Source organism: Curtobacterium flaccumfaciens, assembly GCF_013359815.1.
Classification (GTDB): domain Bacteria; phylum Actinomycetota; class Actinomycetes; order Actinomycetales; family Microbacteriaceae; genus Curtobacterium; species Curtobacterium flaccumfaciens.
On sequence record NZ_JABMCF010000037.1, the window covers coordinates 149,153 to 175,248 of the forward strand.

General features: G+C 73.2%; 25 protein-coding genes. 12 read left to right on the forward strand and 13 right to left on the reverse strand.

Annotation, left to right across the window (positions count from 1 at the left end):
* Window positions 1-33: 33 nt before the first annotated feature.
* From metX to HP445_RS11035, 3 genes are all read right to left on the reverse strand, one after another.
* On the reverse strand, window positions 34-1,236 hold the full coding sequence (gene metX / locus HP445_RS11025) for a homoserine O-acetyltransferase MetX (protein WP_128780033.1): 1,203 nt from the start codon (window positions 1,234-1,236) through the stop codon (window positions 34-36).
* 271 nt (window positions 1,237-1,507) lie between these two features.
* Window positions 1,508-2,839, reverse strand: coding sequence for a bifunctional o-acetylhomoserine/o-acetylserine sulfhydrylase (locus tag HP445_RS11030; protein WP_071404574.1), 1,332 nt, complete (start codon window positions 2,837-2,839; stop codon window positions 1,508-1,510).
* A 279-nt stretch (window positions 2,840-3,118) separates the two neighbouring features.
* Window positions 3,119-4,207 (reverse strand): acyltransferase family protein, encoded by a 1,089-nt coding sequence (locus HP445_RS11035; RefSeq protein ID WP_128780032.1) that lies wholly within the window; start codon window positions 4,205-4,207, stop codon window positions 3,119-3,121.
* Between the two features lie 123 nt (window positions 4,208-4,330).
* Between HP445_RS11035 and HP445_RS11040 the strand changes: the two genes are divergently transcribed.
* The 5 genes from HP445_RS11040 to HP445_RS11060 all read left to right on the forward strand — a co-directional run bounded on the left by HP445_RS11040 (window position 4,331) and on the right by HP445_RS11060 (window position 7,734).
* Entirely contained in the window at window positions 4,331-5,104 is a 774-nt protein-coding gene (locus HP445_RS11040) for an SDR family oxidoreductase (protein WP_128780031.1), read from the forward strand.
* A gap of 82 nt (window positions 5,105-5,186) precedes the next feature.
* Entirely contained in the window at window positions 5,187-5,714 is a 528-nt protein-coding gene (locus tag HP445_RS11045) for a phosphoribosyltransferase (protein ID WP_051596753.1), read from the forward strand.
* Complete coding sequence (locus tag HP445_RS18665) at window positions 5,711-6,430, forward strand: Type 1 glutamine amidotransferase-like domain-containing protein (RefSeq protein ID WP_128780030.1); 720 nt, start codon at window positions 5,711-5,713, stop codon at window positions 6,428-6,430. The genes HP445_RS11045 and HP445_RS18665 overlap by 4 nt, the downstream gene beginning before the upstream one ends.
* A 5-nt stretch (window positions 6,431-6,435) precedes the next feature.
* On the forward strand, window positions 6,436-7,119 hold the full coding sequence (locus HP445_RS11055; RefSeq protein WP_128780029.1) for a uracil-DNA glycosylase: 684 nt from the start codon (window positions 6,436-6,438) through the stop codon (window positions 7,117-7,119).
* Between the two features lie 9 nt (window positions 7,120-7,128).
* Window positions 7,129-7,734 carry a GNAT family N-acetyltransferase gene (locus HP445_RS11060; protein ID WP_027465815.1) on the forward strand — a complete coding sequence of 202 codons (606 nt, stop codon included), beginning with the start codon at window positions 7,129-7,131 and terminating at the stop codon, window positions 7,732-7,734.
* A gap of 133 nt (window positions 7,735-7,867) precedes the next feature.
* On the opposite strand, the gene HP445_RS11065 is transcribed toward HP445_RS11060, so the two are convergent.
* Entirely contained in the window at window positions 7,868-8,566 is a 699-nt protein-coding gene (locus tag HP445_RS11065; protein ID WP_164941124.1) for a FadR/GntR family transcriptional regulator, read from the reverse strand.
* A gap of 207 nt (window positions 8,567-8,773) precedes the next feature.
* Here HP445_RS11065 and HP445_RS11070 point away from each other — a divergent pair, with 207 nt between their 5' ends.
* The 3 genes from HP445_RS11070 to HP445_RS11080 are packed head-to-tail and all read left to right on the forward strand — an operon-like array spanning window position 8,774 to window position 12,192.
* Window positions 8,774-10,324, forward strand: coding sequence for a GntP family permease (locus tag HP445_RS11070; protein ID WP_206647586.1), 1,551 nt, complete (start codon window positions 8,774-8,776; stop codon window positions 10,322-10,324).
* A complete protein-coding gene (locus HP445_RS11075; protein WP_128780027.1) occupies window positions 10,321-10,884 on the forward strand; it encodes a gluconokinase in 564 nt (187 codons plus the stop codon). The genes HP445_RS11070 and HP445_RS11075 overlap by 4 nt, the downstream gene beginning before the upstream one ends.
* 27 nt (window positions 10,885-10,911) lie before the next feature.
* On the forward strand, window positions 10,912-12,192 hold the full coding sequence (locus HP445_RS11080; RefSeq protein ID WP_128780026.1) for a cytochrome P450: 1,281 nt from the start codon (window positions 10,912-10,914) through the stop codon (window positions 12,190-12,192).
* 22 nt (window positions 12,193-12,214) lie between these two features.
* Here the strand turns inward: HP445_RS11080 and HP445_RS11085 are convergent, their stop codons facing one another.
* The gene (locus tag HP445_RS11085; protein WP_128780025.1) at window positions 12,215-13,138 is read right to left on the reverse strand and encodes a L,D-transpeptidase; all 924 of its coding nucleotides are present in this window, start codon (window positions 13,136-13,138) and stop codon (window positions 12,215-12,217) included.
* 24 nt (window positions 13,139-13,162) lie between these two features.
* Complete coding sequence (locus tag HP445_RS11090; RefSeq protein WP_128780024.1) at window positions 13,163-14,836, reverse strand: ABC-F family ATP-binding cassette domain-containing protein; 1,674 nt, start codon at window positions 14,834-14,836, stop codon at window positions 13,163-13,165.
* Window positions 14,837-14,888: 52 nt separating this feature from the next.
* Here HP445_RS11090 and HP445_RS11095 point away from each other — a divergent pair, with 52 nt between their 5' ends.
* Window positions 14,889-15,305, forward strand: coding sequence for an HIT family protein (locus tag HP445_RS11095; RefSeq protein WP_128780023.1), 417 nt, complete (start codon window positions 14,889-14,891; stop codon window positions 15,303-15,305).
* Between the two features lie 36 nt (window positions 15,306-15,341).
* On the opposite strand, the gene HP445_RS11100 is transcribed toward HP445_RS11095, so the two are convergent.
* A complete protein-coding gene (locus HP445_RS11100; RefSeq protein WP_128780022.1) occupies window positions 15,342-15,641 on the reverse strand; it encodes a hypothetical protein in 300 nt (99 codons plus the stop codon).
* Window positions 15,642-15,681: 40 nt separating this feature from the next.
* Between HP445_RS11100 and HP445_RS11105 the strand changes: the two genes are divergently transcribed.
* Complete coding sequence (locus HP445_RS11105) at window positions 15,682-17,127, forward strand: amidase (RefSeq protein WP_128780021.1); 1,446 nt, start codon at window positions 15,682-15,684, stop codon at window positions 17,125-17,127.
* 241 nt (window positions 17,128-17,368) lie between these two features.
* Here HP445_RS11105 and HP445_RS11110 read toward each other — a convergent pair whose 3' ends face one another.
* The 6 genes from HP445_RS11110 to HP445_RS11135 are packed head-to-tail and all read right to left on the reverse strand — an operon-like array spanning window position 17,369 to window position 23,446.
* The gene (locus HP445_RS11110; RefSeq protein ID WP_128780020.1) at window positions 17,369-18,154 is read right to left on the reverse strand and encodes an ABC transporter ATP-binding protein; all 786 of its coding nucleotides are present in this window, start codon (window positions 18,152-18,154) and stop codon (window positions 17,369-17,371) included.
* On the reverse strand, window positions 18,151-18,990 hold the full coding sequence (locus tag HP445_RS11115) for an ABC transporter ATP-binding protein (protein WP_241660364.1): 840 nt from the start codon (window positions 18,988-18,990) through the stop codon (window positions 18,151-18,153). Before HP445_RS11115 ends, HP445_RS11110 begins: the two co-directional genes overlap by 4 nt.
* Entirely contained in the window at window positions 18,987-19,898 is a 912-nt protein-coding gene (locus HP445_RS11120; protein ID WP_128780019.1) for an ABC transporter permease, read from the reverse strand. The genes HP445_RS11115 and HP445_RS11120 overlap by 4 nt, the downstream gene beginning before the upstream one ends.
* Window positions 19,895-20,848 carry an ABC transporter permease gene (locus HP445_RS11125; RefSeq protein ID WP_128780018.1) on the reverse strand — a complete coding sequence of 318 codons (954 nt, stop codon included), beginning with the start codon at window positions 20,846-20,848 and terminating at the stop codon, window positions 19,895-19,897. Before HP445_RS11125 ends, HP445_RS11120 begins: the two co-directional genes overlap by 4 nt.
* A 46-nt stretch (window positions 20,849-20,894) precedes the next feature.
* Window positions 20,895-22,439: an ABC transporter substrate-binding protein gene (locus tag HP445_RS11130; protein ID WP_128780017.1), complete on the reverse strand. Its 1,545-nt coding sequence runs from the start codon at window positions 22,437-22,439 to the stop codon at window positions 20,895-20,897.
* Complete coding sequence (locus HP445_RS11135) at window positions 22,436-23,446, reverse strand: alpha/beta fold hydrolase (protein ID WP_164941123.1); 1,011 nt, start codon at window positions 23,444-23,446, stop codon at window positions 22,436-22,438. The genes HP445_RS11130 and HP445_RS11135 overlap by 4 nt, the downstream gene beginning before the upstream one ends.
* A 65-nt stretch (window positions 23,447-23,511) precedes the next feature.
* Between HP445_RS11135 and HP445_RS11140 the strand changes: the two genes are divergently transcribed.
* Complete coding sequence (locus HP445_RS11140) at window positions 23,512-24,414, forward strand: siderophore-interacting protein (RefSeq protein ID WP_128780015.1); 903 nt, start codon at window positions 23,512-23,514, stop codon at window positions 24,412-24,414.
* Entirely contained in the window at window positions 24,414-25,232 is an 819-nt protein-coding gene (locus HP445_RS11145; protein ID WP_128780014.1) for an ABC transporter ATP-binding protein, read from the forward strand. The genes HP445_RS11140 and HP445_RS11145 overlap by 1 nt, the downstream gene beginning before the upstream one ends.
* The last annotated feature ends 864 nt before the right edge of the window (window positions 25,233-26,096 follow it).

Sequence of the window (26,096 nt, forward strand, 5' to 3'; positions counted from 1 at the left end):
TCTTCGGCGCGCCGCGGTGGCTGGTGGGCCCGCTCAGGACTCGAGCAGCCGTCGCAGGTGTGCCCCGACCTGCTCGTGCTCGATGAGGAACCCGTCGTGTCCGAACTCGCTCTCGATCACCGCTGCGGAGTCCCCGTCGAGCGCGTCCGGCACGCCCGCGGCGATCCGGTGCTGGTCCTCGACGGGGAACAGCCGGTCGCTGGAGATCCCCACGACCAGGGTCCGCGCGGTCACCAGCCCGAGTGCCGCCGACACCCCGCCGCGCCCGGCGCCGACGTCGTGCGAGTCCATCGCGTACGTCAGCGTCACGTAGCTCGAGGCGTCGAACCGCCGGGTGAACTTGTTGCCGTGGAAGTCGAGGTAGCTCTCCACCGAGAACCGGCCGTCGTCGCCGAGCGGGGAGACGTCGCTCTGCCAGGACCGCGCAAAGCGGCTGTTCAGCTCGTCCGACGCCCGGTAGGTCATGAGCGCCATCCGCCTGGCCAGCGAGAGTCCGCGGTGCGGGCCCTCGCCGGCCTCCGCCTCGAAGTAGTCGCCGCCCGCGAACGCCGGGTCCATCTGGATCGCCGCCCGCTGCAGCGAGTTCGCCGCGATCTGGTCGGCGGTGGTCTGCGCCGTCGACGCGAGGACCGCCAGCCGCCGCACGCGCGCGGGGTGCGAGACCGCGAACTCGAGGGCGTGCATGCCACCCATGGACCCGCCGACGACGGCCGCGAAGGCGTCGATGCCGAGCCGGTCGGCGAGCTGCGCCTGCACCTCGACCTGGTCGCGCACCGTCACGAACGGGAACCGCGAGCCCCACTCCGCGCCCGACGGCGACACCGACGACGGCCCGGTGGTGCCCTGGCAGCCGCCGAGCATGTTCGGCGCGATCACGAACCACCGGTCGGTGTCGATCGCCCGGCCGGGTCCGACGACGTCGCCCCACCAGCCGGCGGTGCGGTGGCCCGGGCCGGCGGCACCCGTCACGTGCGAGTCCCCGGTCAGTGCGTGCAGGACGAGCACCGCGTTGTCACGGGCGGCGTTGAGCGTGCCCCACGTCTCGTACGCCACGCGCACGGACGGCAGGCGACCGCCGCGCACCCACTGCTCGCCGAGGGATTCGAAGTGGCGCGCACCCGGGTGGTCACCAGGACGCCAGGCACCGGTCACGGGCGGCTTGCCGAGGGTGCCGAGTTCGGTGCCGGGCACCAGGGTGGACGGCACGGAGTCCTCGGGGGTCGTCTGCCAGTCCATCGTGCGTCCAGTCTGCCGGGAGGCGCGGGTCGCCGCCGCCGTGTTACGTCACGCCCGGCGCGTGGCCGGCCTTCGGGCCGTGCTCGCGTCGTCCTGGTCCGGGCGTCTGCGGGTTGGTGCGTGGGCGGGTGCGACAACGTCGACGTCGTACGACATCGAGGAAGTCGCACCGCCGCGTCGGCAACTGTTGCACGGGCGGGCAAACGACAAGGTCGACGTCGTGCGACGTCGACCTTGTCGTTCCGAGCCGGTGCCCCAGGACGGGCGAACGCTACGCGCGCTGGCTCTCCTGCGCGATCGCCCGGGCCGCGGCGAGCCCGGCCTCGAGGTCGGCCTTCAGGTCGGCGATGTTCTCGATGCCGACCGACAGGCGCACCAGGCCGGGCGTCACCCCGGTGGTGAGCTGCTGCTCGGGGGTGAGCTGCGAGTGCGTGGTCGACGCCGGGTGGATGACGAGCGAGCGGACGTCGCCGATGTTCGCCAGGTGCGAGAACAGCTGCAGGTTGTCGACGAACGCCTTGCCCGCGGTGACCCCGCCCTTGAGCTCGAACGACAGCACGGCACCGACACCCTTCGGCGCGTACCGGTTCGCGGCCGCGTACCAGGGCGACGTCGGCAGCCCGGCGTAGGCGACCGTGGCGACGTCGGGGTGCTGGTCGAGCCACTCCGCGATCTCCTGCGCGTTCGACACGTGCCGCTCGATGCGGAGCGACAGGGTCTCGATGCCCTGCAGCAGCGCGAACGCCGTGTCCGCAGAGTTCGAGGCACCGAGGTCGCGGAGCAGCTGCACCCGGGCCTTCACGATGTAGGCGAGCTCGTTGCCGACCGCCTCGGCGAAGACCGCGCCGTGGTAAGACGGGTCGGGCGTGTTGAACTCCGGGAACCGGTCGGCGTGCTGCGACCAGGCGAACTTCCCGCCGTCGACGATGATCCCGCCGATGACCGTGCCGTGGCCACCGAGGAACTTCGTGGCCGAGTGCACCACGATGTCGGCACCGTGCTCGAACGGACGGATCAGGTACGGCGTCGCGATCGTGTTGTCGACGATCAGCGGGACGCCGGACTCGTGGGCGACGTCGCTGACGCCCGTGATGTCGAGGACGTTGATCTTCGGGTTGCCGATGGTCTCGGCGAAGAACAGCTTCGTGTTCGGTCGGACGGCGCGGCGCCATTCCTCGAGGTCGTCCTGGTCCTCGACGAACGTCGTCTCGATGCCGAGCTTCGCCAGCGTGTACTTGAACAGGTTGTACGTGCCGCCGTAGATCGACGACGACGAGACGATGTGGTCACCCGCCCCGGCGATGTTCAGCACGGCGTAGGTCTCGGCAGCCTGGCCGGAGGCGACGAGCAGGGCCCCGGAGCCGCCCTCGAGCGCGGCGATCCGCTGCTCGACGACGTCGTTCGTCGGGTTCATGATCCGGGAGTAGATGTTGCCCGGCTTGGCGAGCGCGAACAGGTCGCGCGCTTCGTCCGAGTTCGCGAAGACGTACGAGGTCGTCTTGTAGATCGGCGTCGCTCGGGCCCCGGTGGTCGGGTCCGGCTGTGCGCCGGCGTGGACCTGGGTGGTCTCGAACTGCCACTGCGCGGCGTCGTGCTCGGTCATCTTGGTGCTCCTGTCCGGTGCGGCTGGTCGTCGGGTCGCCCTGCGCTCGGCCTGGAGGCGCGGCGCGGCTGTGCGTCGGGTGTCACGGTACGCAGGTGGCCGGGCCCGCACCACCGCACCCGCCTCGGGACGTAACGCGCGCGCCGGGCCCGCCCCGCGCCTCCCGGCCAGGATGGTGCCCGTGGCTGACGGCGGCGACCACGGGGATCGGTCGCGGCCTGCCGCGACGTCGCGCGCTGCCGACTGAGCGCAGCGAAGACGACTGCTTGCGCGGAAATGTCACGCGTCGCGGCGGAACAGCCAGTCGACCTTCGGCTCGAGCAGCCACCGCATCCCGCGCCGCACGAAGGGCTGCGCCAGGAAGAGGCTCACGGCGCAGGCGATGACGACCATCAGGAGCACGAACGGCCAGGCCGAGTGCTCGCCCGCCAGGACGCCGGACTCCCGGATCGGGTAGAGCACGAACGTGTGGAGCAGGTAGACGTACATCGTCGCCGCGCCGAACCGGGTGATCCAGACGTTCCGACGGGGGATGAGCACCAGGAACGACGCCGTCAGCAGGGTCGCGAGCAGCATCAGGCCGAAGCGCACCGCACCCGCCCACCAGGCGTCCTCGCCGAGCCCCGAGTAGGAGTCGTCGTAGAAGAACCAGTGGTGCAGGTCGAACTCCTTGAACTGCGGGATCCAGACCGCGCACGACACCGCCCACGCGGCGAACACCACGACGGCGGCGATCCGCACCCGGACGACCGCGCGACGGGACGCCTCGTACCAGCGGTCGAAGACGCCCCACTGCTTGACCTGCCACCCGAGCAGGAAGAACGGCAGCAGGCTGATCGCGCGGGACAGCGAGAGCGTCGAGTCGACGTTGTCGAAGTAGCCGACGCCGATGCTGAACACGACCGCCCAGAACAGCGGCCACCGCAGCTGCGCCAGGTACGGCAGGATCAGCTTGAAGATGCCCAGGGCCAGCAGGAACCACAGGGTCCACGTCGGCTTCGTCGGGTTGAAGTCCTTGCCGCCCTCGACGATGCCCTGCACCACGGTCCAGATCGTCTGCATGATGATGTACGGCACGACGATGTCCGTGATCGTCCGCCGCATCCGCCTCGCCGTCGGGGTGTCCGCCGACGAGAAGTAGCCGCTGATCACGCCGAACGCCGGCATGTGGAACGCGTAGATGAACGTGTAGAGCGCCAGGGCGTGCTCGCTCGCCGGCGTCTGCCGCTGGATCGCGTGGCCGATGACCACGAGCGTGACCGCGACGAACCGCGCGGTGTCCCACATCGGGATCCGGCGCGGGGCTCGACCGGGCTCGAGCTGCGTCGCCGGGGCCGAGGGGGCGGGAGGGGCGGCATCCGTCGTCATCGCCGGTCACGTTACCGGATCGTGATCTGGACGGCCCGGTGCGGTGCCGGAACCGTCCCGCTCGGTACGGTGGGCGGACCGGGCAACCACGTGCCCCGGTCACCGACGCAGGAGGCAGATCACATGGCAGCACGGCGCGCAGTCGTCACCGGAGCGAGCTCGGGCATCGGGGCGGCCACCGTCCGGCTGTTCCGGTCGCGGGGCTGGGACGTGCTCGCCGTGGCCCGCCGCGCCGCGAAGCTCGAGGCGCTCGCCGCGGAGACCGGTGCCGACACCCTGGTCGCCGACATCACGGACGCCGACGACGTGGCGGCGCTCGCCGCGCGGGTCGCGGACCTCGGTGGCGCCGACGTGCTCGTGAACAACGCCGGTGGGGCGTTCGGTTCGGCCAGCGTCGAGGAGTCCGACGTCGACGACTGGCGCGCCATGTTCGAGGTCAACGTGATCGGCACGAAGCGGGTCGTCTCCGCGCTGCTGCCGCACCTGCGCGACCGGGCCCGGGAGTCCGGGAGCGCCGACATCGTCACGGTGACCAGCACCGCCGGGTTCGTCGCGTACGAGAACGGTGGCGGCTACAACGCCGCGAAGTTCGCCGAGCACGCCCTGGTCGGCGCACTCCGGCTCGAGCTGAACGGCGAGCCGATCCGTGTCGTCGAGATCGCGCCGGGCATGGTGAAGACCGACGAGTTCGCGCTCACCCGGTTCGGCGGGGACGAGCAGAAGGCTGCCGCCGTGTACGACGACGTGCCGGAGCCGCTCGTGGCCGATGACGTCGCCGAGGCGATCGTGCACGCGGTGGAGCTGCCGGCGCACGTGAACCTCGACCTCGTGACGATCCGGCCGGTGGCGCAGTCGGCGCAGCACAAGCTGGCGCGCGGCCCGCTGACGCCCCGCTGAGCCGACCCGCGCCGCACCCGCGCAGCGCCCGGGCTGCTGCCGCGGGTCGCGGGCGCGGGCTCCCTGCCGGTACCGTGGTCGGATGCCGATCAGCAGCGAACCCGAGCCCGCGGCTCCGTCCACCGTGACCGTGACGAGCGGGCCCGAGGTACTCGGCTGGCTCGAGTTCGGTGACGCCGCACGCCTGCTCGCCAAGGACGTCCTGTCCAGCGGCTTCGAGCCCGAGGTCGTCGTCGCCGTCGCCCGCGGCGGACTGATCATCGCCGGCGCCGTGGCGTACGCCCTCGGCACCAAGGAGTGCGGCTCGATCAACGTCGAGTTCTACACCGACGTCGAGCAGCGGCTGGAGGAGCCGGTCGTGCTCGCCCCCGCCCTCGACGCCCCGAGCCTGGCCGGCAAGCGGGTCCTCGTCGTCGACGACGTGTCGGACTCCGGCCGCACCCTGCGCCTGGTGGTCGACATCATCCGGAACGCGGGTGCCGACGTCCGGAGCGCCTGCCTGTACTCGAAGCCCGGCACCGTCCTCGAGCCCGACCACGTGTGGCGCCGGGTCGACGGCTGGATCACGTTCCCGTGGAGCGCCCTCGCCCCCGTGACGGCCGAGTCGTGAGCATCCACCTGGTCGGCGGCGGTCTCTTCGCCGCCTCGGACGCCGCAGCACCGTTCCTCGCCGAGGCGACCGCCCGTTCGGCAGCGGTCGGCCGGAGCGTCCCGCGCATCGCCCTGCTCTCCGTGGCGGGCCCGGACGGCGGCAGCCCGTCGTCGACGGCCGACATCGCCGAGGTCCTCGGGGGCCCGCGCACGGCCGAGGTGCTCGTCACCGAGGTCGCGGCCGGTCAGGTCTTCGACACCACCGTCCTGAGCGACGTCGACGCCCTGGTGATCGGTGGCGGCGTCACCCCCGACTACCTGGCGGCGATCGCCCCGCTCGTCGACCAGCTCCGGCTGCTCGTCGCCGACGGGCTGCCCTACCTCGGCTACTCGGCCGGTGCGATGATCGCCGCCGACCGTGCCCTGGTGGGTGGCTGGCGCATCGGCGGCGTCGAGATCTGCCCCGAGGCGGCGTCCGAGGGGCTGGACGAGGTCGAGCTCCGCGAGGGCCTCGGCCTGGTCGACCTGACCATCGACGTGCACGCGGTGCAGGCCGGCACGCTCGCGCGGCTCATCGCCAGCGCCGAGGCCGAGTTCGTCACCGCCGGACTCGCGATCGACGAGGACACCACGCTCGTCGTCGGCGAGGGCGCGCTCGAGGTCCGCGGGACCGGCAGCGTCTGGCGTGTGATGGCCGGCGAGGAGTCGGTGGCCGTCGCCACCATGGGCGCGTAGCCGACGTGGAACCACGGCCGCTCGCCGACCTGGTCGACCCCGGCTGGGCCGATGCCCTCGCGCCGGTCGAGCCCGACGTGCACCGGATCGGCGCGTGGCTGCGGGACGAGACCGCTGCGGGCCGTCACTACCTGCCCGCGGGCGGCGACGTGCTGCGCGCGTTCACGACCCCGTTCGACGCCGTCAAGGTGCTGGTCGTCGGGCAGGACCCGTACCCGACGCCCGGCCACCCGATCGGGCTGTCCTTCGCCGTCGACCCGGCCGTCCGTCCGGTGCCGCGGAGCCTGGCGAACATCTACCGCGAGCTCGCCGACGACCTCGGCGTGACGCCCCCGCAACACGGTGACCTGCGGGCGTGGTCCGACCAGGGCGTCCTGCTGCTCAACCGGGTGCTCACCGTGCAGGCGGGCGAGGCCGGCAGCCACCGCGGCAAGGGCTGGGAATCGGTGACCGACCAGGCCGTCCGTGCCCTGGTCGCCCGTGGCACCCCGCTCGTCACCGTGCTCTGGGGCGCGCAGGCCGGTTCGGTGCGACCGCTCCTCGGCGACACCCCGGTCGTCGCGTCGGCCCACCCGAGCCCGCTCAGCGCGTCGCGCGGGTTCTTCGGCAGCCGCCCGTTCTCGCAGGTGAACGCGCTGCTCGAGTCGCAGGGCGCACCGCCCGTCGACTGGACGCTGCCCGCTCAGTAGGCTCGGCACGTGCTCGAGGAGGAATACCAGCGACGGCGGGTCCTGCCGCGGCACCTGCGTGCCCCGGCGGCGACCGAGACGGCCTTCGAGTACCGCATCCGTGCGGCCGAGGTGGGGGACCTGCCCCACGTGCGCGAGATCCACACGCACTACGTCCGCAACTCGTCGGTGACCTTCGACCCGGCGGCGTTCACGTACGCCGCGTGGAAGAAGCGCTACGACGACATCCGGAAGCGCCGCCTGCCGTTCCTGGTGGCGGAGAACCCCGCCGGGCAGATCCTCGGGTACGCCCTGGTCGACGCGTGGAACCCGCGGGACCGCTCGAACCACGTCGTCGAGGACTCGATCTACCTCGGCGCCGCGTCCGGTGGCAAGGGGCTCGGCCGCGCGCTGATGGAGGCACTGCTCGACGAGTGCCGCTCGGCCGGTGTGCGCGAGGTCGTCGCGGTCATCGCGGACCGGCAGGCCGAGGCGTCGATCCGGCTGCACGAGCGGCTCGGCTTCGAGGAAGTGGGCCGGATGGGCAAGGTCGGCTACAAGTACGACCGCTGGCTCGGCACGGTCACGATGCGGCTCCGCCTGCGCGGCCCGCGGCTGTTCGCACGCCGCCGCTGACGGCACCGGCAGCGGCACAGATACCGACGCGACGAACCTGACGGGCGTCCGTCACGCTCGAGACGCGGCCGCGGGGCGGACGGGAGGCTCGTGGCGGCCCCGGCACGCGCCTCCAGGCCGTCGCCCGGTCGCGTCAGCCCGCCGGCGCCTCGGTGATGAACTCGTCGCGCGTCACGCGGAGCAGCGCGGTGGCCGCCGCCGCGGCGGCGTCCGCGTCACCGTCGACCGCTGCGCGCCCGACCGCCTGGTGCCGGAGTGCCGCCTCGCGCGTCCAGCGCGTGATGGGGTCCCGCGACTCCGACGTGCGGGTGCGGAGCAGCGCCTCGACCGTGCCGGCGAAGTGCGCGAACACGGCGTTCCCGGACCCGGTGAGCAGGGCACGGTGGAAGCGGACGTCGGCCTCCAGGTAGGCGCGGCTGTCCTCGCGCCCGCAGGCGTCGAGCATGTCCTCGGCGGCGGTGAGCACGGCGTCCGCGCCCGCGGAGCCGGCGGTCAGGGATGCCGCGACGGGTTCGACGCCGAGCCGGAGCTCGACGAGCTCGCGCTGCTGCACGAAGTACGCCGGTGAGGTACCGCGCCACCGGATCACGGTGGGGGCGAGCAGCTCCCACGCGGTGATGTCGCGGACGAGCGTGCCGACCCGCTGCCGGGGCTCGACCAGGCCGAGGGACTGCAGGACGCGCAGGGCCTCGCGGACGACCGAGCGGGACACCCCGAACTCGTCGGCGACCAGTTCGGGTCGCACGACGGAACCCGTGGCCAGGTCGCCGTCGACGATCCGCTGGCCCAGGGTGTCGAGCACGTGGGCGTGCAGTCCGCGTGCGGTGGGCATCGTTTCCTCCGTGCAGTACGGGTCACGCGGTCGTCGTGACGCCGGTCCCATCGAAGCGGCAGACTCCGGGGACGGGCGGTTGGCGCGCGGGACGACGTCGTATAGTCTGATTAATCAGATTATTGAGGGTCGGCGTTCGTCGCGCCAGTCCACCCTCGACACGAAGGCGACGGAGCCGCGCAGCAGCGACTCCAGGAAGGGGCGCTGATGCCTCACGCTCTCCCGGACCACCTGCTCGCCGCGGGTGGCACCACCGAGACGGTCGACCCGTCCGGTTCGATCCCGCAGCTGATCATCGCGGCGCTCGTCGGCATCGTGGTGATCATCGCGCTCATCACCTGGCTCAAGGTGCACCCGTTCATCGCGCTCACGATCGGCGCGCTCGGCGTCGGCATCGGCGCGGGGCTCGCTCCCGACAAGGCGGTCACCAGCTTCGGTGACGGCTTCGGCGCGACCATGACGAGCGTCGGCATCCTGGTCGGGCTCGGGGCGATGTTCGGCAAGATGCTCGTCGACTCCGGCGCAGCGGACCGCGTGGTGGACACCCTGGTGCGGAAGTCGTCGAAGGCGGCGCTGCCGTGGACGATGGCCCTGATCGGTGCGCTCATCGGGCTGCCGATGTTCTTCGAGGTCGGCCTCGTCCTGCTCATCCCGATCATCGTGCTGGTCGCCAAGCGGAGCGAGGTGCCGATCATGAAGATCGCCGTCCCCGCGCTGGTCGGCCTGTCGACGATGCACGCGTTCGTCCCGCCGCACCCCGGCCCGCTCGTCGCGATCTCCACCGTCGGTGCGAACCTCGGCACCACGCTCGCCTTCGGCATCGTGCTGGCGATCCCGGTGATCATCCTGGCCGGGCCGCTCTTCGCCCGCTTCGCGGCCCGCTGGGTCGACATCCCCGTCCCCGACATCTTCGGGTCGCGTGGGGCGGTCGCGACCGCCGGCCCGGGGTCGGGTTCCGGGTCCGCCGCCTTCGCCGACGACCCGGCACACCCCGGACGGGAGGCCCGGCGCGGCCCCGCCACGCAGGACACCGCGTCCCTGCCCAACGGCAAGAGCGACTTCACGCGCGTGATCAGCGAGCCGCGCAGCCCGTCGTTCACCGTCGCCCTGATCGGCATCCTGCTGCCGGTCGTGCTCATGCTCGCCCAGGCGATCCGTGAGGCCACCGCCCCCGACGCCGCCGGCTCGTGGGTGAGCCTGCTCGACTTCCTCGGCTCGCCGATGATCGCCATCGGCATCGCGGCCGTCTACGCGATGGTCTTCTTCGCGATCGGCGGCGGCATGGACCGCTCGGCGGTGTCGAAGTCGCTCGAGAGCGCGCTGCCCCCGATCGCCGGGGTGCTGCTCATCGTCGGTGCCGGCGGTGGCTTCAAGCAGGTGCTCATCGACACCGGGATCGGCGGCGTGATCGCCGACGCCGTCAAGGACTCCGGCGTCTCGGTGCTGCTCGTCGCCTGGGTCGTCTCGGCCCTGGTCCGCGTGGCGACCGGGTCGGCCACGGTCGCCACCGTGACCGCCGCCGGCATCATGGCGCCGATCGCCGCCGACCTGTCGACGCCGATGACCTCCCTGCTCGTGCTCGCGATCGGTGCCGGCTCGGTGTTCCTGTCGCACGTGAACGACGCCGGGTTCTGGCTGGTGAAGGGGTACCTCGGCACCACGGTGGGGCAGACGTTCAAGACGTGGACGGTGCTCGAGTGCCTCATCTCGGTGTTCGGTCTGCTCGGGGTCCTGCTGGCCGGGGTGTTCATCCGATGAGCGGCGCAGGAGGAGTTGCTGCTGCCGGTGCGTCCGACGCCGGGCTGGACGCCCGCGTCCTGGTGGTGATGGGGGTCTCCGGGTCCGGCAAGTCGACCGTCGCCGCCATGGTGGCGGAGCAGGTCGGGTGGGAGTTCGCCGAGGGCGACGCGATGCACCCGCCGGCGAACGTCGACAAGATGCACGCCGGCACCCCGCTCACCGACGAGGACCGCTGGCCGTGGCTCGACGTCGTCGCCGGCTGGATCCGCGGACACCTGGGCGCCGGGACGAACGGCGTCGTGACCTGCTCGGCCCTGAAGCGCTCGTACCGCGACGTGCTGCGGGCCCCCGGGGTGGTGTTCGTGCACGTGGCCGGTGACGGCGCGCTCATCGAGGAGCGGATGTCGCAGCGTTCCGGGCACTTCATGCCGACGTCGCTGCTGCAGTCGCAGCTCGCCACGCTCGAGCCGCCGCAGTCCGACGAGGCCCACCTGACGATCGCCGCCGACCGCACCCCGGAAGAGGAGAGCGCCGAGGTCGTGGCGCGGCTCGGACTGGTGCGGATCCCGAGAGCCTGATCGGGCGGCGCTCGGCAGCATGGCCGCATGGCGATCGACGACTCCCTCTCGCTCCTGACCCGCGGCTACGGGTTCGGTGCCCACCTGTGGCGCCGGACCCGTCCGGGAGCGCGGGCGGTGGGCTTCCGACTGCTCGGACGTCCGGCGCTGCTCGTGCGTGGTGCCGAGGGCGTCGGGCTGTTCTACGACGGCGACCGCACGGCACGCCACGGCGCGATGCCGGCGATCGTCCAGCGGACGCTGTTCGGCGTCGGTTCGGTGCACAGTCTCGACGGGGCGGAGCACCACCACCGCAAGGCCACCTTCGTCGACGTCGCGTACGAGGACGAGCAGGTCCGGCGGCTCGCACCCCTGCTGACCCGGGAGTGGGCGACCGAACGCGACGCCTGGCTCGCCGGTGGCACCCGGTCGGCGTACGACGCGGCCGTCGGTGCGATCGGCCGCGCCGTCATGCGGTGGGCCGGACTGCCGGGGACGCCGGCGGCGAAGACCCGGTGGGCGGCACGGCTCGCCCAGGTCGTCGACGGCTTCGGGGTGCCGTACTCACCGGAGTACCTGCAGGCCGTCCTGAACCGGCACTGGTCGGACCGGCACGCCCGGCGGCTGGTCGAGGCCGTGCGCGGTGGCCGGTTGACCCCCGAGCCACACACCGCCCTGCACGAGTGGGCATGGCACCGGGACCCCTCCGGGGCGCTGCTGCCGGCGCGGCTGGCCGGCATCGAACTCCAGAACAGCATCCGGCCGGCCATCGCGGTGGCCCGGTTCGTGGCGTTCGCGGCGAAGGAGTTGCACGACCGGCCGGAGTGGCGGGCACGGATCGCGGCCGAGAGCGCGGCGGCCGACGCCGCTGACGGGCCGCGCGTCGACGGCCCGCTCGCCGTCGCCTTCGCGCAGGAGATCCGCCGGACGGCGCCGTTCGTGCCGATGCTGCCCGCCTGGGCCACCACGGACGTCGAACTGGACGGCCAGCACCTGCCCGCCGGCGGGCGCGTGGTGCTCGACATCACCGGGACCGACACCGACGAGCGCTCGTGGGACCGTGCGGGCGACTTCGACCCGTCGCGGTTCCTCGGCGTGGACGACTTCGAGGGGATCACGACGTTCGTCCCGCACGGCGGCGCCGACGTCGCCACGGGACACCGGTGCCCCGGCGAGAAGGTCGCCGTCGCCGCACTCGCGGCCGCGGTCTCGGTGCTGAGCGACCCGCGGCTGACGATCCTCGACGACGGGCTCCAGGTCGACCGCCGCCGACTGCCGACGAAGCCGGCATCAGGCGGCGAGGTCCGGGGCCGCTGCCCCTTCCACTGACCCGGTCTCAGCTGACCCGGGCTCAGCTGAACCGGATCGGGGTGCCGACGGGCAGCGCCGCGAGCGTCTTCGTCATCTCCGCCGAGACCCGGACGCAGCCGTGCGAGCTGCCGGTCGGGTCCGGGTAGTAGTGCAACGCGGTCAGCGCAGCGTTGCCGCCGTACGACGGGATCCGCGACGAGTGCGCCCCGGTCAGGATGATCGGGTTGCCCTGCGTGTACGCGACGCGGGTGTCGACGTACGCCGCCTCGACGTAGGTGGCGGTGTCGGTCGGTGTCGGGTCCTCCGGCGTCCCGAGCCGCGCGGCCTCGGTGGCGGTGACCTTCCCCTTCCGGGTGACGACGGACACGGTGCTCGCCGCGACGTCGACCGTGATCATCCGGTCGGTGCGCGTCACGGTGAAGTCGGCGGCCCGGGCCCAGGCGAACGTCGCGCTCGGGGCGTCCGGGTCGCCGCCGTCACCGGGGGTGCGGTTGCGGGACGGCGTCGACACCAGGAGCATCCCGCCGTCCCGGCCGGGGGAGCGACCCCACACCGCGGTCGCCGCGGGTCGGTTGATCGTCGACACCAGGTGGGACAGGGTCGCCACCGGCCGGGCGCGGCTCGACGGGCTCGCGTACAGGGCGACGAGCTGCGTGCGCGGGGTCGCGATCTGCCACGTGTCCTCGGGCTCCACGTCCCCGCCGTCGAGCAACTGCGGCACGACGGCGTCGTGGAACGCCAACGGCAGCGCGGCCAGGGTCGCGTCGGACGGTGCGGCGGGGACGGCCGCGAGCGTCGGCTTCGGGGACGCGGTCGGCGTGGGGCTCGGGGTCGGTGTCGTCGTGGCCCGGGCCGCACGGGTCGGCTCCGGTGCCGGCGACCCCACGGTCACCCCCACCACGACGGCTGCGACGGCGAGCACCACCACCCCGGCGGTCGTCGCGATCCAGGTGTTGCGTCGCATGGTGCTTCCCCCTCGGTCGATCCGTCAGCGTTCGGTGACGGTGCCGCCCTCGACCCGCCACTGCCGGTCGAGTCGGACGGTCTTCAGCATGCGCCGGTCGTGTGTGACGAGCAGCAGGGTCCCGTCGTAGGACTCCAGCGCCTGCTCGAGCTGCTCGATCGCGGTGAGGTCCAGGTGGTTGGTCGGTTCGTCGAGGACGAGCACGTTCACCCCGCGGGCCTGCAGCAGCGCGAGTCCGGCCCGGGTGCGCTCACCGGGGGAGAGCGCCGAGGCAGGTCGGCCGACGTGGTCCGCCTTCAGCCCGAACTTCGCGAGCAGCGTCCGGACGTCGGCGGTCGTGTACTCGGGGACGATCGCCTCGAACGCCGCTGCCAGGGGCTGGTCACCGGTGAACGCCGCACGCGCCTGGTCGACCTCGCCGACCGCGACGCTGGACCCGAGCGAGGCCGTGCCCGTCGTCGGCGCCTGCTTGCCGAGCAGCGCCCGCAGCAGGGTGGACTTGCCGGCGCCGTTCGGGCCGGTGATGCCGATCCGGTCACCGCCGTCGACCTGCAGCGAGACCGGGCCGAGGGTGAAGTCGCCCTGGGTGAACGTGGCGTTCGACAACGTCGCGACGACGGCCGACGACCGGGGTGCGCTGCCGATGGTGAACTCGAGCTGCCACTCCTTGCGCGGCTCCTCGACCTCGTCGAGCCGGGCGATGCGGGACTCCATCTGCCGGACCTTCTGCGCCTGCTTCTCGCTCGACTCCGAGGCGGCACGACGGCGGATCTTGTCGTTGTCCGGGCTCTTCTTCATGGCGTTCCGCACACCCTGGCTCGACCACTCGCGCTGCGTCCGTGCCCGCGAGACCAGGTCGGCCTTGGTCGACGCGAACTCGTCGTATGCGTCACGCTTGTGCTGCCGGGCGATCTCGCGCTCCTCGAGGAACGAGTCGTACCCGCCGCCGAACAGCCGGTTCGACGACTGCGCCAGGTCGAGTTCGAGCACGGAGGTCACCGAGCGCGCCAGGAACTCACGGTCGTGGCTGACGAGCACCACCCCGCCGCGCAGCCCGCGCACGAACGCCTCGAGCCGGTCGAGGCCGTCCAGGTCGAGGTCGTTGGTCGGCTCGTCGAGCAGGACGATGTCGAACCGCGAGAGCAGCAGCGCGGCGAGCCCGACGCGGGCGACCTGCCCACCGGACAGCGCGGTCATCAGGGAGTCCGGGCCGACGCCGTCCGCACCGGAGTCGCCCGTGCCGGGCTCGAGCCCGAGGTCGGCGAGCACCGCCGGGATCCGGTCCTCCAGGTCGGCGGCCCCCGCGGCGAGCCAGCGGTCGAGCGCCGCCGAGTACCGGTCGGCCGCTGCGTCGCCGGCGTCGGGGTCCCCGAGCGCCGCCGCCGCTGCGTCCATCGTCCCGGTCGCCTCGGTGCAGCCGGTCCGTCGCCCGAGGTACGCCGCGACGGTTTCACCAGCGATGCGCTCGTGCTCCTGGGGGAGCCACCCCACGAACGCGTCCGTCGGTGCCAGGGACACCGTGCCGGCCAGCGGCTCGTCGACACCGGCCAGCAGTCGGAGCAGGGTGGACTTGCCGGCACCGTTCACGCCGACGACCCCGATCACGTCACCGGGCGCCACCGTCAGGTCGAGGGAGTCGAACAGCGTGCGAGCGGCGTACCCGCCGGACAGGCCCTTGGCGACGAGCGTGGCGGTCATGCGCCCATCGTCCCACGCGGGAGCGGCACCCCACGTGCAGCAGACTGGGCCGATGGACTCCTGCGTCTTCTGTGCCGTGATCGCCGGTGACGAACCCGCCGTGTGGGTGGAACGCGAGGAGCACGCCGTGGCCTTCGCACCCCTGCCCGACTCGGCGCTGGCTCCCGGCCACACCCTGGTCGTGCCGGTCGAGCACACCGCCGACCTGCTCAGTGCAGGACCCACGGCGCTCGCCGCCACCACGGCACTGGCGCAGCGTGTCGCCCGTGCAATGAAGGGGGCCCTCGGCGCGACCGGGACCGTCGTGCTGCAGGCATCGGGTGCAGACGCCGGCCAGAGCGTGCCGCACCTGCACCTCCACGTCGTGCCGTGCTGGCCGGACGACGCCACGACGCACTGGCCGGAGCGACGATCGGCGCACGTGGTCGACGGTGACCCGCACGCGCTCCTCGCCGCGATGTTCGAGTAGCCGCCCGAGCAGACCCTGCCCGGCCCGGCGCGACCCTCAGCCCTGGGGCACCAGCCGACCCGCACCCACCGGCAGCAGCCCGCCCCGGTACTCGAGCGCCGTCGCGCCGCCGACCGACACCGAGGCCGCCCCGAACCGCCACGCGCGGTTGAACAGGTACACACCGATCACCGTGTCGCCGTCGTCCGGCACCGCCCACGTGCCGGTACCCCACTGGGCCGGGTGCCCCACACCGTCGACGGTGACGGTCGGCCGGGCGAACCAGGCGAACGGGGGCCGGACGAGCCGGAGTTCGATCCGGCGCTTCGTCGTGCCGGACGGGAGAGTGGTGTCCACCGTCGAAGGATACGGGCCACCGCCGCCTAGGCTCGGAGCCGTGTTCGAACTCCACCACCTCTCCGCGCAGGAACTCTGGGACTGGATCCGCCGGGGCGAGGTGACCGCCCTCGAGGTCACCGAGCACTACATGGCCCGCGTGGAACGCCTGGACGCCGGACTCGGCGCTTTCGTGACGGTCACCGCGGACGCGGCCCGGGCCCGAGCCGAACGCCTCGGCCACCTGGTGCCGACGTCGAGACCGTTGTGGGGCCTCCCGTCCGCCGACAAGGACCTGTACGACCGCGCCGGGGTCCCCACGCGGAACGGCACCGCGAGCCTGCCGGAGCGGCCCGCGTCGGCCGACCACCCGCTCGTCGCCGCGCTCGACGCGGCCGGCACCGTCAGCCTCGGCAAGACCGCGTCACCGGAGTTCGGCATGTCCTCGTCGTCCGAGACCCGGCTCGGCGTGACGCGGAACCCCTACGACACCGCGCGCGCGCCGGGCGGGTCGTCGAGCGGTGCGGCCGTGGCCGTCGCCGCCGGACTCGTGCCGGCTGCAGTCGGTTCGGACGGCGGCGGATCGGTGCGGATCCCCGCCGCGGCGACCGGACTCGTCGGCCTGAAGCCGAGCCGCGGCCGCGTGCCGTCGATGCCCGGCCGCTCCGGCGTCGGCGGCCTGTCCGTGGCCGGGCCGCTCACCCGGTCCGTCGCCGACGCGGGCATGCTGCTCGACGCGCTGGTCGCGCCGACCGGGCTGCCGGAACCGTCGCCGTACGCCCTCGTCACCCCCGACGTCGGCGAGGGGCCGTTCACCGCGGCCGCCGTCCGCGGCGAGGGCCGGTTCGTCGTCGGGGTGCTCGACGGCTCGCCGTGGGACGACACCGTCGACGTGGTCGTCGACCCCGCGGCCCGGGCTGCCGTGGAGACCGCCGTGCGCGTGCTCGGCGAGGTCGGGCACGGCGTCGAGGACGTCCGGATGCCCCGCGTGCCGTACGCCGACGCGTTCCGGGTGGCGTGGGAGAGCTCCGCCGCCCGCCTGCCGCAGGTGCCCGGCATCGACCTGTCGTCGCTGACCCCGCTCGTGGCGTGGCTCGTGGCCCGGGGGCAGGCATTGTCCGGCACGCAGGTCCTCGAGGCGATGTCGACGCTCGACACCTTCTCGACGACGCTCATCGGTGCGTTCGACCGGTTCGACGCGGTGCTCACGCCGACCCTCGCGATGACGCCGCGGCCCCTCGGCTGGTACGGCGACGACCCCGACGAGGACTTCCGCCGCCAGTGCGCCTACTCGCCGTGGACGTCGATGGCGAACGTGTCCGGGCTCCCCGCGATCACCCTGCCGGTCGGCGTGACCGACGACGACCACCCCGACGGTGGCGGGCTGCCGATGGGCGTGCAGCTGATCGGGCGGCCCGGCGGCGAGCGCGTCCTGCTCGCGATCGGCGCGCAGCTCGAGCGCCGGTTGCGCTGGCAGCGGCGGCACCCGGCCGCCTGGACCGCCTGACGGGAGGCCCGGGGGGCCGGGTCGTCGCGAGGGTCCCGCCCGACGCGCGCTGCGTGCTCGTGCGTCAGGTGCGTCGAACCGGTGCGACGAAGTCGTCGTCGTACGACAGCGATCCTGTCGCACCAACGCGTCCGCAACGGTTGCACGCGCGGGCGGGCGACGATGTCGGTGTCGTACGACGTCGACGGTGTCGTTCGACGTCTGCACGCGTTTCCCGCCCCCGCCGCCCGCCGTCCGCCGCCTACGGCAGCGTCGGCGCCGCCGCCACCAACGCCCGCGTCACCGGGTGCTGCGGCGCGTCGAGGAGCGACACCGGCCCGTGCTCGACGATGCGGCCGTCGGACATCACCGCGACCGTGTCGCACAGCCGCTGCACGACGCCGATGTCGTGCGACACCAGCACGAGCGTCAGCCCGAGGTCGTCGGCGAGCGACCGGAACAGCTCGATCACCCGGGCACGGACCACCACGTCGAGGGCGCTCATCGGCTCGTCGCCGAACAGGATCCGCGGCGAGTGCACCACGGCGCGCGCGATCGCGATCCGCTGCCGTTGCCCGCCGGAGAACTCGTGCGGGTACCGGTCGACCGTGTCGGCGGGCAGGTCGACGCGCTCCAGCACGGCACGGACCAGGTCGTCGTGCGACCCCAGGACCTGCAGGGCCCGCAGCGGCTCGGCGACGATCGCGCCGACGCGCATCCGCGGGTCGAGGGACGCGTACGGGTCCTGGAACACCACCCCGGTCTCGCGACGGAACCAGCGCAACGCACGCGCGGACCGGGACGCGACCACCGGACGGCCGGATGCGGCGACGGTGCCGGCGGAAGGGACCTCCAGGCCGGCGAGCAGCCGGACCAGCGTGGACTTGCCGGATCCCGATTCGCCGACGATGCCGAGCCGTGCGCCGGGGGCGACCGTCAGGTCGACACCGTCGACGGCGGTGCGGACCGGCCCGGGCTCGAACGGGCCGCGGCGGGGGAGTCGGTAGGTGCGGTGGAGACCGGTGGCCTCGAGGACGGGGAGGGTCACGGGGCGGTCCTCCTGGCGGTTGCACGTGCGGCGTCGACGAGCGCAGCGGTGGCGGGGTGCTGCGGTGCGGCGAGCAGGTCCGCGACGCGCCCCTGCTCGACCACCCGGCCGGCGTCGAGCACCACGGCGGTGTCGGCGATGCGCGCGAGCACGGCGAGGTCGTGGGTGACGAACACCATGCCCGCCGGCAGGTGCTCGAACAGGTCGAGGATGCGGGCCTCGGTGGTGACGTCGAGCGCCGTCGTCGGCTCGTCGGCGACCAGGTACGACGGCTCGCCCGCCATCGCCATCGCGATGCAGATCCGCTGCCGCTGTCCGCCCGACAGCTGGTGCGGGTACTGCCGCAGCATCGATTCCGGGTCGGGCAGGCCCACGGACGCCGCCAGGTCGACGGCTGCCGCGCGTGCCGCACGCCGGTCGAGCCCGCGGTGCAGCCGGAGCGGCTCCGCGATCTGCGCGCCGACCCGGCGCAGCGGGTCGAGCGCGGTGCCCGGCTCCTGGAACACCATCGCGATGCCCGATCCGCGGTGTCGCGCGCGCTCGCGGTCGGGCAGGCCGACGAGTTCGGTGCCGTCCAGGCGGACGCTGCCGGTCACGACGGCGCCGGTGGGCTCCAGACCCATCAGGGCGAGCGAGGTCATCGACTTGCCGGATCCGCTCGCGCCGATCACGCCGACGCGATGGCCGGGAGGCACGGTGAAGGTGACGTCGTCGAGGATCGTCCGCCCCGTGATGCGGACCGACAACCCGCGCACCTCGAGTCCGGAGGCTGCGGTTGCGTGGGCGGTGCCGGCTGCGTCGGTGCGGCCGGATCCGTCGCGTGCGTGGTCGGTCATGCGGTCACCCCCGGCGTTGTCGTCGCCGGGTCGGCGTTCCGGTCGCGCGCGGTGCCGTCGGTCGTCGCCGGGTCGGCGCTCCGGTCGCTCGTCGTCAGCCGCGGGTCCGAGGCGTCCCGCACCGCGTCGCCGAGCAACGACAGTGCTGCGACGACGATCGCGATGGCGGCGCCCGGCCAGGTCGCACTCCACGGGTGGACACCGATGTAGGTCTGCAGGTCGGACAGCAGGCTGCCCCAGGACGCGGTGTCCGATCCGGCGCCGTAGCCCAGGTAGGACAGCCCGGCCTCGGCGAGGACGGCCGTGGCCATCGCGAGCGACAGCTGCACGGTGAACAGCGGCGCCGCGTTCGGCACCAGGTGACGGAAGAGCACCCCGGCACCGCCGACGCCGGACGCCCGGGCCGCGGTCACGTAGTCGCTGCGGGCGATCCGCCGGATCTCGCCGCGGGCCACGCGGGCGATCGTCACGCCGAAGGACAGCCCGACGCTGACGATGACGACGCCGAGCGACCCGCCGAACACCGCGGTCAGGAGCATCGCGGTGAGCAGGGTCGGGAACGCCACCAGGATGTCGAGCAGGACCGCGGTGCCCTCGCGCACCCAGCGGGCGGTGAGCGAACCGATCGCGGTGAGGACGATGCCGACGACGCTCGCGATCACCCCGGAGCCGACGGCGACGAGCACGGTGGTGCGGGTGCCGGCGAGCAGGTAGCTCGCGATGTCGCGGCCGGCGGCGTCGGTGCCGAACCAGTGCGCGGCGCTCGGCCCCTCCCACTGGTGGAACGGGTCGGCGCGGAACGGGTTCTGCGGTGTCCAGACGAGCGACACGGCGGCGAGCACGAGCAGCAGGCCCAGCACGACGACGGCGAAGACCCCGGTCGGGCGGGACACCAGGCGGCGGATCATCCCTGCACCTCGCGCTGTCGGGGGTCGAGGGTGCGGTGCACGACGTCGACGGCGAACCCGACGAGCAGCACGAGTCCGGTGAGCACGAGCAGTTCCGACTGCACCTTCGTGATGTCGCGGCGGCCGACATCGGTCACGAGCATCCGACCGACCCCGGGCAACGAGAACAGCTGCTCGACGACGACGGCACCGACGAGCAGCCCGGCGATCTGGACCCCGAGCACGGCGAGCACCGTGAGGGCGACGCTCGGCAGGCCGTGGCGGAGCAGCGCCTGCGTGCGGGTCAGCCCGACGGCGGCGGCGGTGCGCAGGTGGTCGGCATCGAGGACGGACAACGTGGCGGACCGGGTGAACCGGAGGATCACGGCGCCCTCGACGGCACCGATCGTCAGCGCGGGCAGCACGAGCGACGCGAACGCCCGCCCGGGTTCCGACCAGCCGTCGAGCGGGAAGCCCTGCGTCGGCAGCCAGTGCAGCGTCACCGCGAACAGGGCGACGAGGAGCATGCCGGCCCACACGATGGGCACGGCGGCGACGGCCTGCGCCGCGAAGCCGATCACCGCGCCACCCGGGCGGCGACGGAGCACCGCGGCGACCACCCCGAGCGGGACGCCGATCACCAGGGCGGTCGCCAGCGACATCGCGGCGAGCGGCAGGGTGATCGCGAGCTTCTGCGCGATCTCCGGTGCGACGGCACCGTTCGTCACCAGGGAGCGCCCGAGGTCACCACGGAACACCCCGCCGATCCAGTCGAGGTACTGCACCACGACGGGCCGGTCGAGTCCGAGCTGCTGCCGGAGCTGCTCCACCTGCGCGGGGGTCGACTGCGTGCCGGCGACGACCTGGGCGACGTCACCGGGCAGCACGCGGAGCGTGGCGAAGATGATGACGCTCGCCACGAGCAGGCCGACGACGAGCAGGAGCACCCGCCCGATGAGGAACCGGGTCACGACACCGATGCTACGGGGACGGACACCCCGCCGCGGCCGCCCCGGGTCACTTGACCGCGAGCTTCGCCAGGTCGAGGCGCGAGTTGCCGCCGTCGACCGGGAAGCCCGTCACGCCGGAGCGCACCGCGGTGATCTCGGTCGCCGTGTAGAGCCACTCGCCGGCCGCGTCCTCGCTGACGATGCGTGCAGCCTTGCGGAGTGCCTCGGTCTTCGTGGCCTCGTCGGTCGCCGCGATCGACTGGGCGTAGAGGGCCTGCACCTTCGGGTTGTCGTAGCCGAAGTAGTAGTCCGGGTTCGCCCAGTTGCCGAAGTCACGGGCCTCGACGTGGTCGACCATCGACAGGTCGAAGTCCCGCTCGCCGGACTTCGGTGCCTGGAACACGGAGGACAGCCAGGTGGCGAAGTCGACGCGCTTGACGGTCAGGGTGATCCCGACGTCGGCGAGCTGCGACTTCAGCACGTCGCCGATCGTCGTCGGGTAGATGTTCGCGTAGGTGAGCGTCAGCTTCAGGTCCTGCTGGCCGGCGGCGGCCAGGAGCTTCTTCGCGTTCGCGGGGTCGTACGCGTCGATGTCGGTCAGGTCCTCGTAGCCGGGGTCGAGCTCCGGGATGGGGCCGCCCTGCTCCACGCCGGTGCCGCCGATCGCCTTGATGAGCGCCTTCGCGTCGATCGCCTGCCGGATGGCCCGGCGCACGCGCTCGTCGGTGAAGGGTTCCTTGAGGTCGTTGAACGCGAGCGTGTACTTGTCGGTCGTCTTGCCGCTGTGCAGCGCGATGTCGGCGTTGCCCTGCAGCTGGCTCTTGAGCGTGCCGTCGACGGGGTTCAGGACGTCGAGGTCACCGTTCGCCATCGCGTTGACGGCGGTCGACGGGTCCGTGATGTACCGGAAGACGATCTTCGCGACCTTCGCCTTCGTGCCCCAGTAGTCCTCGTTGCGGTCGAAGGTGAGCGAGTCGCCCTGCTTCCAGCTCGCGACCTCGAACGGACCGGTGCCGTTGGCGCTGTCGGACAGGTCGTTGTCCGCGGCCTTCTCGAGCACCAGGCCCGAGCGGCCGGTCAGGTTCCAGAGCAGGTCGGAGTCCGGCTTCGCCAGTTGCAGCACGACGGAGTCGTCCGACGGCGAGGTGATCGACGTGACGCCCGCGAGCTTGGCCGAGTCGACGTACGAGTCGTTCGACTTGACCTGCTCGAGCGACCACACGACGTCGGCCGCGGTGACCGGCTTGCCGTCCTGGAACGTCGTGCCGTCCCGCAGCGTGAACGTGTAGGTCAGGCCGTCCTTCGAGACCTCGTGCGACGAGGCCAGCACGTCACGGATCTCGCCGTCGGCGGTCCGGCCGACGAGCCCCTGGTACACGTTGTCGATGAGCACCTGGTCGAGCGCCGCCCCGGACTGGGTGCGGATGTCGAGACTCGTCGGCTCGAGCACCAGCCCGACGCGCACCGTGGCGTCCTTGCCCCCGGTGGTGTCGGACGAGCCGGAGCAGCCGGTCAGCGCCAGGGCGGAGACGACGGCGACCGCGGTGACGGCGAGGGCAGCGCGCCCGATGCGCGAGGTGCGCGCGGTGCGACGGGGCAGGAGCGGACTCATGGGGTGGTGGGTTCCTTCCGGGCGCGAGGGCTGGGATCGGGCCTCGCGCTCGCACGAGGGTACCGGCGGCTGGTGCCGTCCGGCGACGGTTCTTCGATCGGGTGCAACAATCCGTGCCGCTCCGCCCATGCCCGGATCGCCGAAGCCAGTTCGAGGGGTGCCTGGTTCTGCACCGCGTGCCGCGAGGTGACCGTCACGATCTCGGCATCCGGGAGGCGTTCGGCGAACCCGGTGTGCAGCTTCGGGGAGACGTACCCGCGGTCACCCCGGACGAGCAGGATCGGCACGCGCAGGGCCTCGAGGTCCGGCCACGCATCGGCGAAGCGTCCCACCGATGACGTCCGCCCGGCGGGCAGGTGCGGGAAGTGGTGCCGGCGCACGAGTCGCCCGTCCGCACCGAGGGCCGTCGTGTGCCGGGCCTCACGGAGCAGCACCTGCCGGTCGTCGCCGACCCGCGCCTCGATCGCCCGGTCGACGACCTGCTCGAGGGACTCGAACGGCTCCTCGGCCTCGAGCGCGCGGGCGATCCGGTCCACCGCACGCTGCGCGAAGTCCGGCGACATGTCGACGAGCACGAGTCCGGTGACCCGCTCCGGCGCGGTGGCCGCGAGTCGAGCGGACAGGATCGCACCGAGCGAGTGCCCGACGACGATCCCGGGCGGCACCGCGAGCGCGTCGAGCGCGGCGAGCACGCTCGGCGCCGTCGCGGCCGCCGCGTAGTCGGCGTCCTCCCGCCACGACGACCGGCCGTGGCCGGGCAGGTCGAGGGCGACCGCCGGCTCGCCCACGGCGAGTGCCGTGGTGTCGAAGCTGTGGGCGTCGATGCCGAGCCCGTGCAGGTAGGTGATCCGGGCCTCCTGGCCGTCGTCGCCCCACCGGATCGCGGAGGTCTCCTGTCCGTCCGCGGTGCGGACCACCTGCCTGGAGGCGCGGAGCGGCGTGGTCACGCCGCTCGCGCTGGCGAGGGCGGGCAGGTCGGCGAATTCGTCGTCGGGGGCTTCGGACACGGGGACGATCCTCGCACCGTTCCGGGGGCCTGGAGACGTTAGGTAAGGCATGCCATACTCGGTTCGTGGCAACCCGGTATCGCGTCTTCTCCGTCCGTGTGGCCGCCGTCACGTCGCTCACCCCGAACTTCGTCCGGGTGACGCTGACGGGCGACGCGCTCGCCGACTTCTCCTCGGTCGGTCTCGACCAGCGGATCAAGATCGTGCTGCCCCTGCCCGGCATCGGCTTCTCCGAACTGCCGGAGGACGAGGACTGGTACACCGCCTGGCGCGCGCTGCCGGACGACGCCCGCAACCCGCTCCGCACGTACACGGTCCGCTCGTTCCGGCCGGACGCCCGCGAACTCGACATCGACTTCGTCGCGCACGGCGACACCGGTCCGGCGTCGCGCTGGGTGTCGGCCTGCCGCGTCGGTGACGAGCTGCGCATCGTCGGGCCGCGGGTTCCCGAGTCGCCGGAGGACCTGCCGACCGGGGCGGCCGAGTTCGCTCCCGGGCACGCGAACCGGATCCTGCTCGCCGGGGACGAGACGGCTGCACCGGCCATCTGCGCCATCCTCGAAGCCCTCGACGTCTCGACCGTCGGCCACGTCTTCATCGAGGTGCCCACCGACGCCGACCGGCTGCCGGTCACCGCGCCGGCCGGGGTCGAGGTCCGCTGGATCGCCCGGAACGGCGCCACCCACGGGGTCCGGATGACCGACCAGGTGCACGCCTGGGCCTCCACCGTCGCGCCGTCGTCCGCCGCCGCGTGCGAGCCGGCCGCCGAGCTCACCGACGTCGACGTCGACGAGCAGGTGCTGTGGGACGTGCCCGCGCCCGTCGACGAGCGCCCCGTCTACGCGTGGATCGCGGGCGAGGCCGGCTGCGTCAAGGAACTCCGCCGCCACCTGGTGCGCGGCGTCGGCATCGACCGCAAGCAGGTCGCGTTCATGGGCTACTGGCGGCACGGCAAGGCCGAGCACTGATGCCGACCGCGGGCACCGCGCTCGGTCCGGTCCCGACCACCGCGCTGGGGGCCCGTGGGCTGACCCTGGCGTACGACGACCGGGTCGTGGTGGACACGCTCGACGTCGACATCCCCGACGGCGAACTCACGGTCATCGTCGGGCCCAATGCCTGCGGCAAGTCGACGCTCCTGAAGTCCTTCGCCCGCACCCTGAAGCCGCGCGCCGGCAGGGTCTTCCTCGACGGGGCGCCGATCGACTCGTACCGCCCGAAGGCCGTCGCCCGGCGGGTCGGCATGCTCCCGCAGACCCCGATCGCCCCCGACGGCATCACCGTGCGTGACCTGGTGTCCCGGGGCCGGTTCCCGCACCAGGACCTGCTGCACCCGTCGTCCGGCTCCGACCGGCAGGCGGTGCAGGCTGCACTCGAGCAGACGTCGACGGTGGAACTGGCGGAGCGGAGCGTCGACGAGCTCTCCGGCGGGCAGCGGCAGCGGGTGTGGATCGCGATGGTGCTCGCGCAGCAGACCGACATCGTGCTGCTCGACGAGCCGACGACGTTCCTCGACATCGCGCACCAGTACGACGTGCTCGAACTGGCCTCCACGCTGCACGCGGCCGGTCGCACGGTCGTCGCGGTGCTGCACGACCTGAACCAGGCTGCGCGCTACGCCACCCACGTCATCGCGATGCGCGACGGGGCGATCGTCTCGGCGGGGAAGCCGTCGTCGGTGCTCACCGCGGACCTCGTCGAGGACGTCTTCGGCCTGCCGTGCGTCGTCGTCCCCGATCCCGAGACCGGCACGCCCCTCGTGGTGCCGCGGCGGCGCGCGGCCTGACGCGCGGGCCGGCTGGCGCCGGGCCGGGCCGAGGTCGCACGATCTGCCGCCTGCCCGGCGTCGGGACGACGGTTCGCGCGACCGCGGCGACGTGGACGCGGCGTGTCGCGCGACTTCGGTTACGTGCCGTCGCCGAGTGGTCGCGACTCGTCGTCGGAGGGGCGCCGAGTGGTCACGGACTGTCGGTTGGCGGCGCCGCAGGCGACGGTCTGCGACCGCTCGCCGCGGGGTAGGCGGGGTGTTGCGACCGGCGGGCGGGTGGGGTCGGGTGGGGCGCAGCGGCCTGGAGGGCCGGGGCGGCGCCGCCACGCGCCTCCAGGCCGTCGACCGCTCGCGTCCCGTCGCCTGGCCGGCCCACCGCCGAGTGGTCGCGACTCGTCGTCGGAGGGGTGCCGAGTGGTCACGAACTGTCGGCTGGCGGCGCCGCAGGCGACGGTCTGCGACCGCCCGCCGCGGGGTAGGCGTGGTGTTGCGACCGGCGGGCGGGCGCGGTGGGCGTGGGGCGCGGCGGCCTGGAGGCTCGGGGCGGCGCCGGCACGCGCCTCCAGGCCGTCGACCGGTCGCGTCCCGTCGCCTGGCCGCGCGCCGCCGAGTGGTGGCGACTCGTCGTAGGAGGGGTGCCGAGGGGTCACGGACTGTCGGCTGGCGGGGCCGCAGGCGACGGTCTGCGACGGGCCGGCGCGGGGTAGGCGTGGTGTTGCGACCGGCGGGCGGGCGCGGTGGGCGTGGGGCGCTGCGGCCTGGAGGCTAGGGGCGGCGCCGGCACGCGCCTCCAGGCCGTCGACCGGTCGCGTCCCGTCGCCTGGCCGCGCGCCGCCGAGTGGTCACGACTCGTCGTGGGCAGGGCGCCGAGAGGTCACGGGC